15 protein-coding genes are annotated in these 15,551 nt (G+C 44.8%); 7 read left to right on the top strand and 8 right to left on the bottom strand.

Going from position 1 to position 15,551, the window contains the following annotated elements; genetic code table 11:
- Nucleotides 1–90: 90 nt before the first annotated feature.
- Nucleotides 91–1,182 carry a glycosyltransferase family 4 protein gene (locus LAY57_RS28715; protein ID WP_249070598.1) on the bottom strand — a complete coding sequence of 364 codons (1,092 nt, stop codon included), beginning with the start codon at nt 1,180–1,182 and terminating at the stop codon, nt 91–93.
- Between the two features lie 696 nt (nt 1,183–1,878).
- Here LAY57_RS28715 and cas6 point away from each other — a divergent pair.
- Entirely contained in the window at nt 1,879–3,009 is a 1,131-nt protein-coding gene (gene cas6 / locus LAY57_RS28710; protein WP_249070597.1) for a CRISPR-associated endoribonuclease Cas6, read from the top strand.
- 106 nt (nt 3,010–3,115) lie between these two features.
- On the opposite strand, the gene LAY57_RS28705 is transcribed toward cas6, so the two are convergent.
- The 6 genes from LAY57_RS28705 to LAY57_RS28680 form a co-directional block, all read right to left on the bottom strand.
- A complete protein-coding gene (locus tag LAY57_RS28705) occupies nt 3,116–3,751 on the bottom strand; it encodes a DUF416 family protein (protein WP_249070596.1) in 636 nt (211 codons plus the stop codon).
- Nucleotides 3,752–4,134: 383 nt separating this feature from the next.
- Nucleotides 4,135–5,139, bottom strand: a complete 1,005-nt coding sequence (locus LAY57_RS28700) for an ABC transporter permease subunit (RefSeq protein WP_249070595.1) — start codon at nt 5,137–5,139, stop codon at nt 4,135–4,137.
- Nucleotides 5,136–6,758, bottom strand: coding sequence for a sugar ABC transporter ATP-binding protein (locus tag LAY57_RS28695; protein WP_249070594.1), 1,623 nt, complete (start codon nt 6,756–6,758; stop codon nt 5,136–5,138). The genes LAY57_RS28700 and LAY57_RS28695 overlap by 4 nt, the downstream gene beginning before the upstream one ends.
- Before the next feature lie 90 nt (nt 6,759–6,848).
- Complete coding sequence (locus LAY57_RS28690; protein WP_249070593.1) at nt 6,849–7,826, bottom strand: ABC transporter substrate-binding protein; 978 nt, start codon at nt 7,824–7,826, stop codon at nt 6,849–6,851.
- A gap of 534 nt (nt 7,827–8,360) precedes the next feature.
- On the bottom strand, nt 8,361–9,095 hold the full coding sequence (locus tag LAY57_RS28685) for a M15 family metallopeptidase (RefSeq protein ID WP_249070592.1): 735 nt from the start codon (nt 9,093–9,095) through the stop codon (nt 8,361–8,363).
- Between the two features lie 57 nt (nt 9,096–9,152).
- Nucleotides 9,153–9,494 (bottom strand): ArsR/SmtB family transcription factor, encoded by a 342-nt coding sequence (locus tag LAY57_RS28680; RefSeq protein WP_249070591.1) that lies wholly within the window; start codon nt 9,492–9,494, stop codon nt 9,153–9,155.
- A gap of 275 nt (nt 9,495–9,769) precedes the next feature.
- Here LAY57_RS28680 and trxA point away from each other — a divergent pair, with 275 nt between their 5' ends.
- From trxA to LAY57_RS28660, 5 genes are all read left to right on the top strand, one after another.
- Nucleotides 9,770–10,117, top strand: a complete 348-nt coding sequence (trxA, locus tag LAY57_RS28675) for a thioredoxin (protein ID WP_249070590.1) — start codon at nt 9,770–9,772, stop codon at nt 10,115–10,117.
- A gap of 191 nt (nt 10,118–10,308) precedes the next feature.
- The gene (locus tag LAY57_RS28670) at nt 10,309–11,421 is read left to right on the top strand and encodes an alkene reductase (protein ID WP_249070589.1); all 1,113 of its coding nucleotides are present in this window, start codon (nt 10,309–10,311) and stop codon (nt 11,419–11,421) included.
- 396 nt (nt 11,422–11,817) lie between these two features.
- Nucleotides 11,818–12,345 (top strand): peptidoglycan-binding domain-containing protein, encoded by a 528-nt coding sequence (locus LAY57_RS28665; protein WP_249070588.1) that lies wholly within the window; start codon nt 11,818–11,820, stop codon nt 12,343–12,345.
- Between the two features lie 282 nt (nt 12,346–12,627).
- Nucleotides 12,628–12,975: a PriCT-2 domain-containing protein gene (locus tag LAY57_RS36685; RefSeq protein WP_420839147.1), complete on the top strand. Its 348-nt coding sequence runs from the start codon at nt 12,628–12,630 to the stop codon at nt 12,973–12,975.
- A 144-nt stretch (nt 12,976–13,119) separates the two neighbouring features.
- Entirely contained in the window at nt 13,120–13,356 is a 237-nt protein-coding gene (locus tag LAY57_RS28660; protein WP_249070587.1) for an aldo/keto reductase, read from the top strand.
- Here LAY57_RS28660 and LAY57_RS28655 read toward each other — a convergent pair.
- Nucleotides 13,353–13,745 carry a hypothetical protein gene (locus LAY57_RS28655; protein ID WP_249070586.1) on the bottom strand — a complete coding sequence of 131 codons (393 nt, stop codon included), beginning with the start codon at nt 13,743–13,745 and terminating at the stop codon, nt 13,353–13,355. The genes LAY57_RS28660 and LAY57_RS28655 overlap by 4 nt on opposite strands.
- A gap of 319 nt (nt 13,746–14,064) precedes the next feature.
- Here LAY57_RS28655 and LAY57_RS28650 point away from each other — a divergent pair, with 319 nt between their 5' ends.
- On the top strand, nt 14,065–15,351 hold the full coding sequence (locus tag LAY57_RS28650; protein WP_249070585.1) for a DEAD/DEAH box helicase: 1,287 nt from the start codon (nt 14,065–14,067) through the stop codon (nt 15,349–15,351).
- The last annotated feature ends 200 nt before the right edge of the window (nt 15,352–15,551 follow it).

Genomic DNA, 15,551 nt, shown 5'->3' with positions numbered 1-15,551 from the left:
AGTTGTCAGTTGTCAGTTGTCAGTTGTCAGTTGTCAGTTGTCAGTTGTCAGTTGTCAGTTGTCATTAATTATTTTTTTGACTTTTGACTTTTAGCTAGCAATTAGATCGCTTACCAAGACAGGTTGATTGCGGACGTGACCTTTGTGCGAGAAGCGTTCTGCCACAAGTTGTTGATAAACCTCCTCGTAACCATCAGTCATTTTTTGGGCGCTGAAATTAGCTATTACGTGTTCTCTACAAGCGTAGCGGTCTAATTCACCTATTTTTGCTAGAGCAGCTACGCACTCTTCCACAGTTTCACACAAAAAGCCGCTCTTACCGTGGGCAATTATTTCCGGCGTAGACCCCATCTTCATAGCAATCACTGGCGTACCCGTTGCCATCGACTCAATCATCACCAAACCAAACGGTTCGCGCCAAGTAATTGGAAATAAAGTTGCAACTGCCCCTCCCATCAAGACAGACTTTTGAGCGTGGTTTGCTTCGCCCAAATATTCAATTTGTTTGCCATCAATGTGGGGCTTAATTTCCCGCTCAAAATATTCGCGATCGACTAGATCCACCTTGCCTGCCATCTTCAAATGCCAGCCAGAACGCTTGGCAATTTCGATCGCTAAATGTGGCCCTTTTTCAGGAGAAAGTCTTCCTAAAAAAGCCAAGTAAGGGGGATTATCCGGTCTTTCGCGAAACTCGTAAGTGCTTACGTCAATGCCGTTGTAGACTGTAGCTACGCAGTTCAAATTCAGTCTTGCTTCTCGCTGTGCATTGGAGATACTCACATAAGGCTGACGGCGAGCGTGCATAAACATCTTCTCGTTATCGGGGGTAAAAACACCGTGCAGCGTGTGGACAGTGGGCGTTTTTACTAAACTTGCATAAGGCAAAGCGGCGCAACCCATGTGAGAGTGAATGATATCAAACTCCGATGCCCGTTCGTATACCCAACTTAGTTCCAGCATTTCATAAATGCCATATTCCTTGACTGTGGGGTCTAAACGTATGGCTCGCGGGTGAACGGACTCTAATTTAGCTAGAGTAATAGAATCACCACTTGCAAACAAAGTGACTTCATGACCCCGCCGGACTAATTCATCGGTAAGCAGTCCGACAACTAGCTCAATACCACCATAAGCCGGGGGTGGAACTCGCTCCCACAGCGGGGCAATTTGGGCAATTCTCATTACAAACCTCCTAATAGTACGCAGGTGCTAAACTTTTTCCTGATGATGAGGCTGATTTATATCCTACGGAGTCTTTTCTAGTTTCGCATCCTGCTTAAGAACTATCACCTGAGATGAAATTTAGGCAATAATTTACAAATTTGCAAGGCAATTAAATACGGAGATCTGGTCTTATACAGGTAGAGATATCCGCACTATTTGGATTCCTAAAAGCAGATTTATAGGCTTTTAGGCTACTACAGGAATGGGTGTATTTGATTAAACCTTACCTAGATTTTATTAGGAACTAGACAAGAATGGATGCGATCGCTAAAAATAGAGGTCATAATTGAGATTTATCAGCCATAATCTGCATTTAAAGCCAAATTAGCGAAATTAAGGCTCAAATCTAAACCTTATAGCGTAAATGACCTTTTTAACTTCTGAATTCTTTATTATAACTCCAAATTTGGCCTCTTAAACTTAGCCGATCGCGTAACTCCTATTCATATTGGCTTATTTTGCGATTGTTACTGTATCGATCGTTCATTGTAGAAACAGCTATAATCTAATTTATCCCCTCATGGGGATGGAACCAGCGTAACTCATCCCTGCTAAGCTGAGGCGCATTTAAATTTTTAAGTCAAGTTTGATGAAATTCTTGTGGGGTGGGCGTCCCGCCCGCCCAAAAAATACAATTTAGATGCGGAACAGCTTATGACTCAAACTCTCAGACGCACTCGCAAGCGTACTCAAAGTGCCTCTTATAATTCTATTCCCACTTGGTCAGACGATACCGAGTTAGTGGGATTAGTGTTTGAACTGTCATCCAGCACTGGCGGACTTTTGCCACTTCAGTATGCGGTGGGACTTCATGCTTGGTTTTTGGATCGAGTGCGACAGATCGATCCAGATTTGTCTGCTTATCTCCACGATGGCGAATCGGAAAAAGCTTTTACTATCTCTGGTTTGAATGGTGTTTTGATTCCTCAAGGTAGGCAGTTACAAGTTGCAGCAGATCGGGTTTATCGCTGGTACATAACCGCACTTTCTCAGCGGGTGGTGAAATGGTTGGCTAAGTGGATGCAATCGTTACCTGCTGAGGTGAATTTGCGAGATTTGCCGTTAAAAATTATCTCTTGTCAGGTTGCCCAACCGCCTACTACTTACGCCAAGTTACTATCAACAGAAATTGAAAAAACTCTCATTCTCAGCTTTGTTTCGCCGACTAGCTTCCGTCGCAAAGGACATCATTTTCCTTTACCTATGCCGATAAATTTGTTTCACAGCTATTTGCGGCGCTGGAATGATTTTGCGGGGATGCCATTTGAACAAGATGCGTTTCTAGAATGGGTGGATGAAGGATCGATCATTCACCGTCACCAACTGTCATCCTGTAAGGTGCAAGCAGGGAAAAAGGGTTCGGTGACAGGTTTTACTGGTGCTTTAGAATTGGGTTTGTCGAGTAAAGCAAAAGAAAATTCTCAGTTTGTCCAGTTATTTTATGCTTTAGGCGAACTGGCAATTTATTGCGGTACGGGACATAAAACGACTTTTGGGTTAGGACAAACTTGTAAGGGATGGATAGTGGATAGCGGTACATCTGCGGCATCTTCAATGGAGGATATTTTGGCTAATAGGATTGCAGAATTAACGGAAATTTTCACCGCACAACGCAAGCACACTGGTGGAAATCGCACTGCTGAAATTGCCGAAACTTGGGCAACTATTCTGGGTAGGCGCGAGTTTGGGGAGTCATTGCAGGATATTGCTACAGATTTGGATATGCCTTATGAAACGGTGAAAACTTATGTGAAGTTGGCGCGACGTACTTTGAAGGTGGAGTAGTTACAGCTAGGGGCTAGGTTTTAAGTATTTGCTCTGCTAGGAAGGCTTTGGAAAAGTGAGTTCTTCAAAGGCAGGAATTGGAATCATGGGCATTTGACTATAAAGTTCAGCTTACATCAATTATACTTTTTCCGTCATTGTCAAACGAAGTGCGAAGCCATTCCAGAAAGTCACGATCTAGCGTCTTCATTTCTTTTAATCGTTCCAAATCTTCATTTTCTTTTGTCATTTCTCGAACTGCCAGTGGATGATTGGCAATTGCCACTAATTTATCTTTATCATCTTTATATTGACTAGCATTGAAAAGTTTGTCTCTCGCACATATAAATAGTTCAATAGTGTTGAATCTAGCGTTTTTAACAACCCAAATAATATTTCGTAAATCTGAATCTATATAAGCTAGCAAGGTAGAGCAAATCGCAAAAATAGCTTCTTGAGCCTCAAGAATGTAGTAGGAATCGTAAAACTCATCCGAATCTGGAAGGACATCTTCGCAACTACAATCTTCTCTTAATTGGCGAACTTTTGCGACATCTGCTGGTTTTCCTGCCAAAATCTGCCAAATCTCGTCTAGCGCCTTTCTAGGTACGGAAGGGTCGCCCCAATTCTCCATTCGGGAAAAGGCGTTGTAGTTGGGAAGTATTCTCTCGCAAATAGAAGCTGCAAAAGCTACTCTATGGAGAGGAGGAAGTTGTCTCAGTTCTTTTTCTAAACCAGAAATATCAAAAAAGTGCAAGTTCATTTTGTTATTTTCTCTTCTCTTACTATCTGTTTGGCTTTTCTCTTCGTTCCTTATTTACAGTATATCCGTGACTTTGTATTAAAGCTTCTTCGTAGCTTTTAAACTCCCCAAAAGAATTTGCTACAACTTTTTATCTTGACCCCTGGACTCGCCCTACGGCAATTGTTCTTTGCGCCAGAGCGATGTCATCGTAAATCTCGTTAGCAATCTGTTTAGCTTCTCTTTCCAATTCGTAATTATCTGGCAAAATACTCCGATCATTTATAAACTAGAGTTTAGACTAACCGCGCTTTAAGGCGCGGTTAGTCTAAACTCTAGTAACCAGAACAGAATTGAAAGCGATCGCATTTATTTTCAAACTCGACAATTTCCTTTTTTCACCCTCAAGCAGCGCTAGAACGAGTGCGAACTTTGTCAATAGTCACGGCGATAATAATCACCAGACCTTTAACAACTAGCTGCCAGAAAAATGACACATTCATCAACGTTAATCCATTGTTGAGTAGCGCAATAATTAAAGCACCGAGTAGGGTTCCCCAGATGGTGCCGATTCCACCCGTGAAGCTCGTTCCGCCCAATATTACAGCTGCGATCGCATCGAGTTCGTAGCCCTGGCCCAACATCCCAGTCGCACTGTAGAGGCGCGAGGCGCTCATAATACCGCCTAAACCAGACAGTAACCCACTCACGCCGTAGACAAATAACAGCACCCGACTCACTTTAATTCCTGTCAGTCTTGCTGCCCGTGCATTCCCCCCCACAGCGTAAATATGTCTCCCCAGGACTGTTCGTCTTAAGACAAACCAACTGACTATGACTGTCAGCAAAGCAATGACAACTAGCCAGGGAATTGGGCCGAGATAATTGTTGCCTATCCAAGCAAAATTTAGATTTCGATTCAGAACTGTAGTGCCATTGGCGACTAAATAAGCAACACCCCGCAAAGCCGTATAGGAACCAAGCGTAACGATAAAAGGTGGCAAACCTAAATAGGCAATCAACGACCCGTTAAGTAAGCCCAAACCTAATCCGGCTAATAGGGCGGCTGGTATAGCGAGCAAACCCATACCTGGAATTAATGAGACAATCACCCCGACTACTGCCGTCACGCCCAAAATTGACCCCACTGAAAGGTCAATTCCTCCCGTCAAAATGACAAACGTCATCCCGGTAGCTAGCACAATATTGATGGATGCCTGTCGAATAACATTAATCAGATTTCCTGCGGAAAGAAAGCTTGGCGTGACTATCGAAAAAATTATACAAATTGCCACCAAAATCGGTAATATACCGGCAATCTGAATGAAATTTCGCCAAGCTTGAAGTTTACTTGCTTTCTGGCGATCGGTCCTGCCATTTCTGGTAGTTTTTACTTCTGTTTGACTCACGATCTTGCTACCTCCCTTGCTCCAGTTGCATAAGCCATGATGTTCTCTTGCGTAATTGCTTCCCCAGTTGAGCCGCCTACTTCACCAACGAGGTGTCCCGCACGCATCACTAAAACGCGATCGCTCATTCCCACAATTTCCGGCAGCTCGCTGGAAATCATCAAAATGGCTACACCGTTTGTTGCCAAATCGCTAATAATTCGATAAATTTCGCTTTTTGCCCCAATGTCCACACCCCGCGTTGGTTCATCTAGCAAAAGTACCTTCGGGTTAATTGCCAACCAACGTGCTAGCAATAACTTCTGCTGATTTCCCCCAGATAGATCCATTGCCCTGATGCTTGGACTGGCAAGACGAATCCCTAAGTCTTTAATGGCATCAGTCACAACTTTTGCCAGGTTTTTTGAATTGATAATGCCAGCTTTTGTCTCTCGATCCAGAACATTTAAAGTGATATTTTCACCAGAACTCATGTCTAGAAATAAACCTAGATTTTTGCGATCTTCTGGCACATAAGCAATTCCGGCTTCAATGGCATCATCTGGCGTCAAGATGTTCAATGGACGTTTTTCTTTGATATCTTCTGGTACATAAGCAATTCCCGATTCAATTGCATTACTTGGCTCGGAGATATTGAGACGACGGCCTTCCAGTTTGATTTCACCGCTAGTCTTTTTGTCAGCACCAAAAATAAGACGAGCAAGCTCCGTTCTACCTGCGCCAACCAAACCCGCTAAACCAACAATCTCGCCAGCATGGAGTCGAAAACTCGCAGGCTTTACCTTGCGCCCATCACTTAAATTCGTGACCTCAAGGACAACTGGGCCAGGAGTTGTTTGACGCTTATGTTCGTATAAATCCTGTAAGGAACGACCCACCATCATTTCCACTAGGCGTGCAGCGGAAATTTCGCTCTTTTCCAGAGAGCCAATGTACCCACCATCTCGGATCACACTAACGCGATCGGCAAGGGCATAAATTTCTTCCATCCGATGGCTAATATAAATAATGGCAATTCCCTCATTTCGCAAGCGGCGAACAACCTCGAAAAGTTTCTCTGTCTCGCGGTCTGAAAGCGCTGCTGTTGGCTCATCCATCACGAGAATGCGGCTCTTGTCTTTGAGCGCCCTGGCTATTTCAACTTGCTGCTGTTCGGCAATGGAGAGTGTCGAAACAAGGTCTTCAGCATCAAAACTGGCGTTGAGATTTTCCAGTACCTCAGTTGCCTTACGCCGCATTCCGTCTTGGTCGATGAGATTACCTCCTTTCGTAAGCTCACTTCCCATAAAAATGTTTTCAGCAACCGTCAGATTGGGGGCGAGATTCAGTTCTTGATAAATAATGGCTATGCCCAAATCTCTGGCTTGGCCGGGGTCTGTCATCTTAACAGCTTGACCGTCAATTCTAATTTCACCTCCATCGGCTATATAGGCTCCAGCAAGAATTTTCATCAGCGTACTCTTGCCTGCACCATTTTCACCCATGAGGGCATGAACTTCCCCAGGGTAAATTGTTAGGTTTACATCATGCAAGGCCGTAAAACCGTGAAAGGTTTTTGTAATGTCTTGCATTTCGAGGACAGGCTTATTTTTTATTGAGGCTTGAGTGCTACTTACCATCAGAAATCCCTGTGCTTTTTATGTAAGTACGATTCAAAATTGGACAGATTGTAAATCCATTAATTTGTGGAATTAACGACAGAACCGTGTTTATTCACTTGTCCAGCCTTTATGCTTATTCACGTTTTCACGAGTGATGAGCGAGACTGGAATGAGAATGTTTGGATTGGCAGGTTTTTTCCCTTTCAGAATGTCGTTCCCGACTTGAACTGCCTTGGCTGCCATGCGAAATGGGTCTTGAGCCGCAGTAGCAACAAATAGGCTATTGTTCTGCTTAAGCGCATCTAGAGCCTCTGGTGCGCCATCGACGCCAACAATAAAGAACTCGTCTCGTTGGGCCTGTTTAGCAGCTAGCTCTGCACCGATGCCACAAGGGTCATTAATTGCAAAAACGGCATCGATTTTTGGGAAGGAGGTGAGCAAATCGCTCATTACTCTCAACCCACCATCACGGCTACCTTCTGCATTCTGATCTTTGGAAAGAATCTTGATACCAGGATATTTGGAGAATACGCTCAGACACCCCTGAACTCGCTCAACTACTGAAGCGACGGGTGGCCCGTTGATAATTACAACACTGCCTTTACCCTTCAAGCGACTTGCAATGTATTTACAACTTACCTCACCAGCTTGCACGTTATTTGAGGTAACAGTGGCATCAACACCTCCTTCAGCGGCGGTATCAACTGCAACGATCGGAATTCCTGCTTGCTTAGCTTTTTCTACAGCTGCAAAAATCCCTTTGGTGTCGGCAGCATTGAGTACAATCATGCTTACCTTTGAGGCAATGAAGTTTTCAATTTGGTTGAATTGCAGATTTAAGTCGTCCCCACTGGAAACGACTATTGTCCTCACGTCCTTACCGCCAAGTTTCTTGGCTTCGGCTTGGGCCCCCTTACCAACTTGCACAAAGAAGGGGTTGCCGAGGTCACGGACAGTTACAGCAACTGATGAAACTTTTGTTTCCCGCTTGTTGCTGCTTTGAGTGTTCTGGGGAGGTGCCGCGCAACTGGCAAGAGCGCTGCTGACCAAACTAAAAAGACCGAACGCGATCGCTACTCGTTTCACATATAACTCCAATGAACGATCATTTGGAGAGAGTCGCTTGCGAATATAACGCTGCTAACCCAACAGCAGCCCTTGTTAAATTTCAGATCGAATACCTAACGTTCGAGACAACAAGCCTCTCCACGTATAGGACTGCACAATACCTTTTCTGTTTCGGCTGGACTCTCATTAGTCTAAATGATATTACTTAAAAACATAATTTTCCTCTATCTTAAGAACGATATAAACCTTATTATAAGAGCAGATTGATTAATTTTTTTTGTGATTAGCTATTATGAAGATTATTTATGCGATCGGCTAAGTGTTTAAGAGGTAGTTTACAATAATTATAGCTATCCCAAAATGCCTTGTTAATAATTACTAAGCTTTTGCTTCAATTTAGCTGATTTAAGGTATAGACTTAATGGTTTTGTAAACAGAGGTGCAGTTATATCGTTTCCAGCTACATGAACAGCCCTAAAAATAGAAAACCTATTCACGATCTTCTACCAACCAAATATCAAAAGATTGAAATACAGACGATAGGGCGAATTCCTATGGAATAGATTGTAAAGGTACATCAAGAATTTCGTACTTTTGCCAACCAACCGCATCAAAATGCCACCATTCTTTCGACAGTGGTATAAAACCCCCTTTTTTCATCGCCTCCTCCAATAAAGAACGGTTTTTCTTAGCTTCGGCGCTGGCACCTCTGTATTTTCGATGGGCTCGTGCTGTAAAATTATCGAATTCGGTCGGCATTTCCAGTTCTTGTCCATTGCTATCCACCAGCGTTATGTCTACCGCCGCGCCGCGATTGTGCTTTGAGCCTTTGGCCGGATTGGCGACATAGGGACGAGCTGCCGGAATTTTCCACATGAGCTTTTGAACTGATAGCGGTCTGTAGCAATCATAAACTTTCAGTCCCAGTCCCTGTTTCTGCAAATCTTCTTGAACTTGTGACAGTTTTAGCGCCACTTCCCCCCTCAGCAGACATCGCGCTACCGGGTACAGTTTTCTTTTCGTGAAATTATTTTCGGTTGCATAACGGATGTCTTGCACAATTTGGCGATTGATAGTGCCAATATCAACCAGTTGTGCATTATCTACTTTTGGAGACGAAGTAATTTTTGGTTGTGGCGCTGGACTCGGTTTGGCGGGTGTTTCTGCATTAACTCTGGTTGTGTTTTTTACTTCACTCCCAGCATTCGGTACGGTGTCAGACTTCTGACACGCAAAAAATAAAACTACTAACAGAGTAACGGTGAATAATTTGACCAATCTGCTCATGCGATCGATTTCACTCCTGCTTCAGTCTCCAGTTTAAAATAAGCGATCGCGCGATCGCTAATCGACTTCTTGCATATTATCCGCAAGTCCTTTCAAACTCCCCAAGCAATCAACCAATAACTCGCGATTCAGCGAGTTATACTTAGTTTGACCATCTTTTCGCGTCTGAAGTAACCCAGCCTCAATCAGCGTCCTAGAATGGTGGCAGAACAGAGCTAGACTAATCCCCACCTGATTCGCTATCTCCGAACCGCTGATCTCCCCACCTAGCGCCAGCAACTCCACAATCCGCAACCGCGTAGGATCGGACAGCGCCGCAAAGATTTTAGCTCGTTGTTCTGTCTCATTTTTGGCAGTTCGAGACGCAGAGGTCGTCTGAAAGCCTTCGTTGTTGTTCATTTTCAGCACTATACCGTTTATCTCTATCTTACGTCTGCCCGCCCATTACTGAAATAGTTAAATAACCACTTGACTTTGCTGAAAAACTCTTTTACTATTATAGTTAAATGGTTACTTAACCACTGAACTAAGGGCTGGATTCAGCCCAGACTGGCGACTTTGCGAGAGCGATCGATCTACGAAGAGTGAGATCTAGCCGCATTCTCCACAGCCTTGCGTTGGCGTAGCCTGCCATAAGCACATCGCTTTAGAAACAACTAAGGAGGCTTTTACCTGTGTCAAATAACTCCCCATACATCACATTAACCAACGACAATTTTGAGAGCGAAGTCATTGTCAGTTCGGTTCCGGTTCTCGTAGATTTTTGGGCTTCTTGGTGTGGGCCATGCCGATTGCTCAGCCCATCGATTGAAGAACTGGCTGCTGATTTTGACAATCGAGCCAAAGTTGCCAAATTGAATGTTGACCAGCATGAAGGAATTGCTAAGCGATACAAAATCCAAGCTATTCCAACTTTGCTTCTTTTCAACGATGGTTTGGTTGTAGAGCAAATGGTCGGTGTAATTCCAAAGGAAGTGCTGGCTGAAAAACTCAACAACTTACTTCAACTACAGCATATTTGACCCAAAAGAACCGTCATTAGTCATTGGCTTTAAAGAAATGACCAATGACTAATGACCTTTGTGAGGTCAAGTGGGGAGATGGGGAGATGGGGGGATGGGGAGGTGGGGGAGTAACCTTTTTTCTTCTTTCCATCTCTAACGACAACTGACAACTGACCACTGACCACTGACCAAAAATGGAGACGATCTCAATGAATACCAGCGTACATCTTCTTTCACCTGTTAAACTCGGTCGTTACGAATTGCCAAACCGAATTGTAATGGCTCCCTTAACGCGGATGCGTGCTGCTGCGGGAAATGTGCCAACCTCTTTTAATGCTACTTATTACGAACAAAGAGCGTCAGCGGGGTTGATTATTGCCGAAGCGACTCAAGTTTCGCCTCAAGGTGCTGGATATCCAAACACTCCAGGTATTTATTCACCAGAACAAGTTGCTGGATGGCGACTCGTAACGGATGCAGTGCGCGATCGCAGAGGGCGGATTTTCTTGCAACTTTGGCACGTCGGGCGCATCTCCCATCCATCGATACAACCGGGGGGAGAACTACCAGTCGCACCAAGCGCGATCGCACCAGAAGGACAAATAACTACATACGATGGGCAAAAACCTTTTGTAACGCCCCGTGCATTGGCAACAGAAGAAATTCCAGATATTGTCGAACAATACCGTAAAGGAGCGGAAAACGCACTTGCAGCCGGATTTGATGGCGTAGAAATCCACAGCGCCAACGGTTATCTGCTCGACCAATTTCTGCAAGATGGTACAAACAAACGCACGGACAAATATGGCGGTTCAATTGAGAATCGCGCTCGTCTTTTATTAGAAGTAACCGAAGCAGTTGTGAGCGTTTGGGGTGGCGATCGCGTTGGCGTGCGCCTCTCCCCCAGCGGGACATTCAACAGTATGCACGAATCAAACCCCGAAGCATTGTTTACCTATGTAGCTTCCGCCCTCAACCGCTTCGATCTTGCTTATCTCCACATTATCGAACCCAGGATTGAAGGAAATAGCACCGTTGAAAATAGCTCTAATTTGGGAGTGCGATACTTCCGTCCCATTTTCAATGGTACTCTGATCGCAGCAGGTGGATACGATCGGGAAGAAGGAAATGCCGTCTTGGCTGCTGGTGATGCAGATTTAGTTGCCTACGGTAGGCTATTTATTGCTAATCCTGATTTACCAGAGCGTTTCGCCCTCAAAGCACCGTTGAACGAGCCCGATCGCTCAACCTTTTACGGCGGAACCGCTATTGGATATACCGACTACTCAACTCTCAAACAACAAACGGCCTTAACCTACTAAGCTGCTACGCATCTAAAATGACCGTCAGTTTTTCTGAACTTCTTGTGGGATGGGCATCCTGCCCGTCTTTGTATTCGATTTAGATGCGTAATAGCTTAATCAATCCGAACTGGTATATCCGCTTTTCAGGTGAGGGGTGTGGTCATAAGTAGTTGGTTGAAACGAAAAGCTTTTCTTCTGGGCCTTGTCCCCCTTGTCCTCCTTGTCCCCCTTGTCCCCCTTGTCCCCCTTGTCCCCCTTGTCCTCCTTGTCCCCTACATCACCAACGGGTTTTGACCACACCCGGCACGCACTCGCGTTCGCCCCTACATAATCTTGTGGCGGGAAGGGTTTACTTCATGCAACTGAAAATCGCTATACAATTGAACGCAGCTTAGTATAAGGCAAGGCGGGACGATGAATAGCGATCGGGAATTGGCGAATGCCTCTACCAATCCTGCTCCAGCAGATCCAGATTTATACCCCTGGGATTTCGGATCTGCTGTAGCACAATTGCAAGAACTATTACGCGCCCACGGCTTTGACGTAAAGTTAGATGGAGACTTTGGTAGTCGGACAGAAGCAGCCGTCAAAGCATTCCAAAAGCAACAAGGTTTGAGAATTAATGGAGTTGTCGATTCAAACACATGGACAGCCTTAAAAACAACCATTCAGCCAGGAACTCGCCTCCTCAGACGAGGACATACAGGTGGCGATGTGCGCGAACTCCAAGGCTTGTTACAAATCCAAGGCTATAACGTTCCCAGAACCAGCATTTTTTGTATCAATACCAAACAGGCAGTAATTGCCTTTCAACAAAGACATAAGTTAAAGGATAACGGTATAGTAGATCCCATAACCTGGACAATTTTGCGTGGAGGTTTACCTCTGCCAACTTTACCCAAACAGACTGGATGGTTTTTTAATATCCGCAAATGGTGGTAAACTGATTGCAAATTTCAGATTTCAGATTTCAGAATACTCTTGCCTTTTACCCTTTTTTCTTTACCCTTCCGCCAAAGGCGGTAAAAACATTTTTCAAAATAGACATCTTCAAAAACTCTCAAAATAATTTATTTATCTTGGGTATTATGATTTAACATATCCTCCAAAAGTTTGGGTCTTCCGTACTTAGTGTGCCAAAATATTAGTTTAAGTAGTCAAAAAGCAAATTATGCCTGAACTGGCTTAAAAAAAAGCTCTATTTAACTTGGATAATGCTAATAAATCTTACCTCACAAGGGTTTTCGGCATCTTTTCCAACAAATTAGCACACTAAGTACGGAAGACCCACAGCTTGAGCATCACCTCACAAGCGATAGAATTGCACAAAAGCTAGCTCAAATTGCCCCTTGGCGTGCTGATGATTATCATGAGTGGATTCGCGTAGGCATGGCACTTTATTCATTTTCGCCTGCACTTCTTTGGTTATGGGATGAGTGGAGTAAGCAGTCTCCCAAGTATCAGCCTGGTGTATGTTCTAGCAAATGGGCTACCTTTGCTCCTAATCGGATTTCTTTAGGGTCAATCTATTATTTAGCGGCATTGGATTCCTATAATCCATATTCTGCCTAGCATCCGGCTTCTTTAACTCAGGCTGAATACTCGATAGTCAAAAAATATTCAATTATCGAAATTGGCTTGTAAGCTTCCCAGGCTTTCCTGGAACCACACGGCAATAGTCGATACTCGGATATTTATTGACTATTCATCTTTTCAGTGGTTTCTGGGGTTGAGCGATCGCTATTTAGCATCAAGTTTCGATATGCCGCTCAAATAGCTTTAGCCTGGGTGTTACATCAAGAAAATGTAATTGTGATTCCTAAATCTAGTCGGATTGACCATATAGAACAGAATTTTGCAGCTTTAAATTTGAAATTGAGTGCTGATGAATTGGCTACCTTAGATGCTGCTTTTCCACCTTCCACAAAACCCGTTCTTCTAGAAATGCTCTAATTTCTCGTTAGAGGCTTTTTTGCAACAAAAGCGACATGAGCATCAGGTAAAGGAAACTGACCGTAGGAATTTGCAGCTTCCACCTGAAAACCAAGCTGGTGCAGCATTGTGGCGATTTCTTCGGCTGGATATAATCGCAGAGAATGAACTTCATTATCTCTACCGCAGCCTAAATCTACAATTAGCCCATCCTGAATACCATGCTGGTTCAGAATTGTGAGAATTCCTGGCATTGCTTGCAGAACGTAACTTCTGAAACCAATATGGTGAATGTAAGCGAGATCTTCTTTATACCATTTATTCATCGACCACTTTGACTCGCAGAGTTTTAATTTGCGATCGCTTAGCTCATAATAATGCTGCCTGTCGGGGAGAAAGAGAGCGAGCATTAGTCCTTTATAACACCCTGACTAAAGAAGAAAAAGACCAGATTCCGCAGCAGTTACGGGTGTGGTTGCGTTACCGAGCGTGAAAAATACTTCGGCGCACACCGAACACCACCTAAATCGAAACGAAAGTCGAAATAGTACTTTCAAAAGAATTATAATTTCTGTTAGAATCAATATCTGCCACTACATTCCGGTCTGTTGCTGGCGCATTGGAGAAAAGCTGATTCAAGCCATCCAACTGACACATAAATTTCCTGCTCTTAGACTGGCCCCAGGTATTTGATTTGGGATAGGGGCATTACTAGGAGCGATCGCATCCATGACATTTCGTAACCTCGGTCTTTCGACCGACCTGCTTCGTGCTGTTGCTGACTCTGGCTACACCGAACCAACTCCCATTCAGCAGCAAGCAATTCCCGCCATTCTCAAAAAGCAAGACGTTTTTGCCAGCGCCCAAACTGGAACGGGCAAGACGGCTGGCTTTACCCTGCCTCTACTGCAACTCCTGGACACTACCAACCCCAACAACGGGCATCGCAAGCCTCGCGCCCTCATCCTCACCCCCACTCGCGAATTGGCAGATCAGGTCAAGGATAGCGTCCAAACCTATGGGAAATACCTATCCCTGCGATCGGCTGTGGTCTATGGCGGGGTGGGAATTGGGCCGCAAATTCTTTCGCTGCGTCGGGGAGTTGATATTCTAGTCGCTACGCCCGGTCGGTTGCTCGACCACGTTGGGCAAAAGACCGTAGATCTTTCCCAGATAGAGATACTGGTGCTGGATGAATGCGATCGGATGTTAGACATGGGCTTCATCCACGACATCCGCAAAATTTTGGCTAAATTGCCCGCATCGCGGCAAACGCTGATGTTTTCTGCCACTTTCTCTAAAGAGATTCAGCAGCTTGCCAGCACCCTGCTAAAGTCTCCGACTCAGATCGAAGTGGCTCCCCGCAATACCGCCGCCGAACAGGTGGAACAGGTGGTTCATCCTGTCGATCGCGATCGCAAGCGAGAACTGCTTTCTTATATGATCGGGTTCCACAATTGGAAACAGGTACTAGTGTTCACCCGCACGAAACACGGAGCCAACCGTCTCGCCGAGCAGCTTGCTAAAGATGGGCTGAAAAGCACCGCAATTCATGGCAACAAAACTCAGGCAGCCCGCACCCGTGCGCTGCAAGACTTTAAGCAAGGGAAAGTGCGGGTATTAGTGGCTACCGACGTAGCATCACGAGGACTAGATATCGATCAGCTTCCCCATGTGGTGAACTTTGAACTCCCCCATGTCCCAGAAGACTACGTGCATCGCATTGGTCGCACAGGTCGCGCTGGAAACGTTGGACGAGCGGTTTCCCTGGTTTGTAGCGATGAATATCCGCTTCTGAAGGACATCGAACGGTTACTCAATAAAACCCTTGCCTCATCTGTGATTCCAGGATACGAGCCAACATCAATTGTCCAATCTAAGGCAGAGCAACCGAAGCCTCAGCGATCAAATCAACGTCGCAGTAACCGGGCAAAGTCCCAGACACCATCCAAACCCACCCGCAACAAAAAGCCCGCCGCACCAGGTCGAGCTCGGAAAAAGCTGCACACTGCTTAAATTCCCAGCGATTGCTGCCTAGTTAAGGCAAGACACCCGACTTTTTAGAGAACTCGGGTATCTACTAACAATGTGGTTGACACCAAAGATAGCAAGATTAACTACGCTGCTTTGAGCAGGTATTCTACATTTCAGTTTAGCTATACTTCGATAAAATCACCACTTACGTGGTAATAAAGGGGAAATTATTTTGACTATTT

Origin of the sequence: Argonema antarcticum A004/B2 (assembly GCF_023333585.1) — a bacterium.
In the GTDB taxonomy this organism is placed as follows: Bacteria; Cyanobacteriota; Cyanobacteriia; order Cyanobacteriales; family Aerosakkonemataceae; genus Argonema; species Argonema antarcticum.
This window is presented reverse-complemented; position numbering and strand designations above follow the sequence as displayed.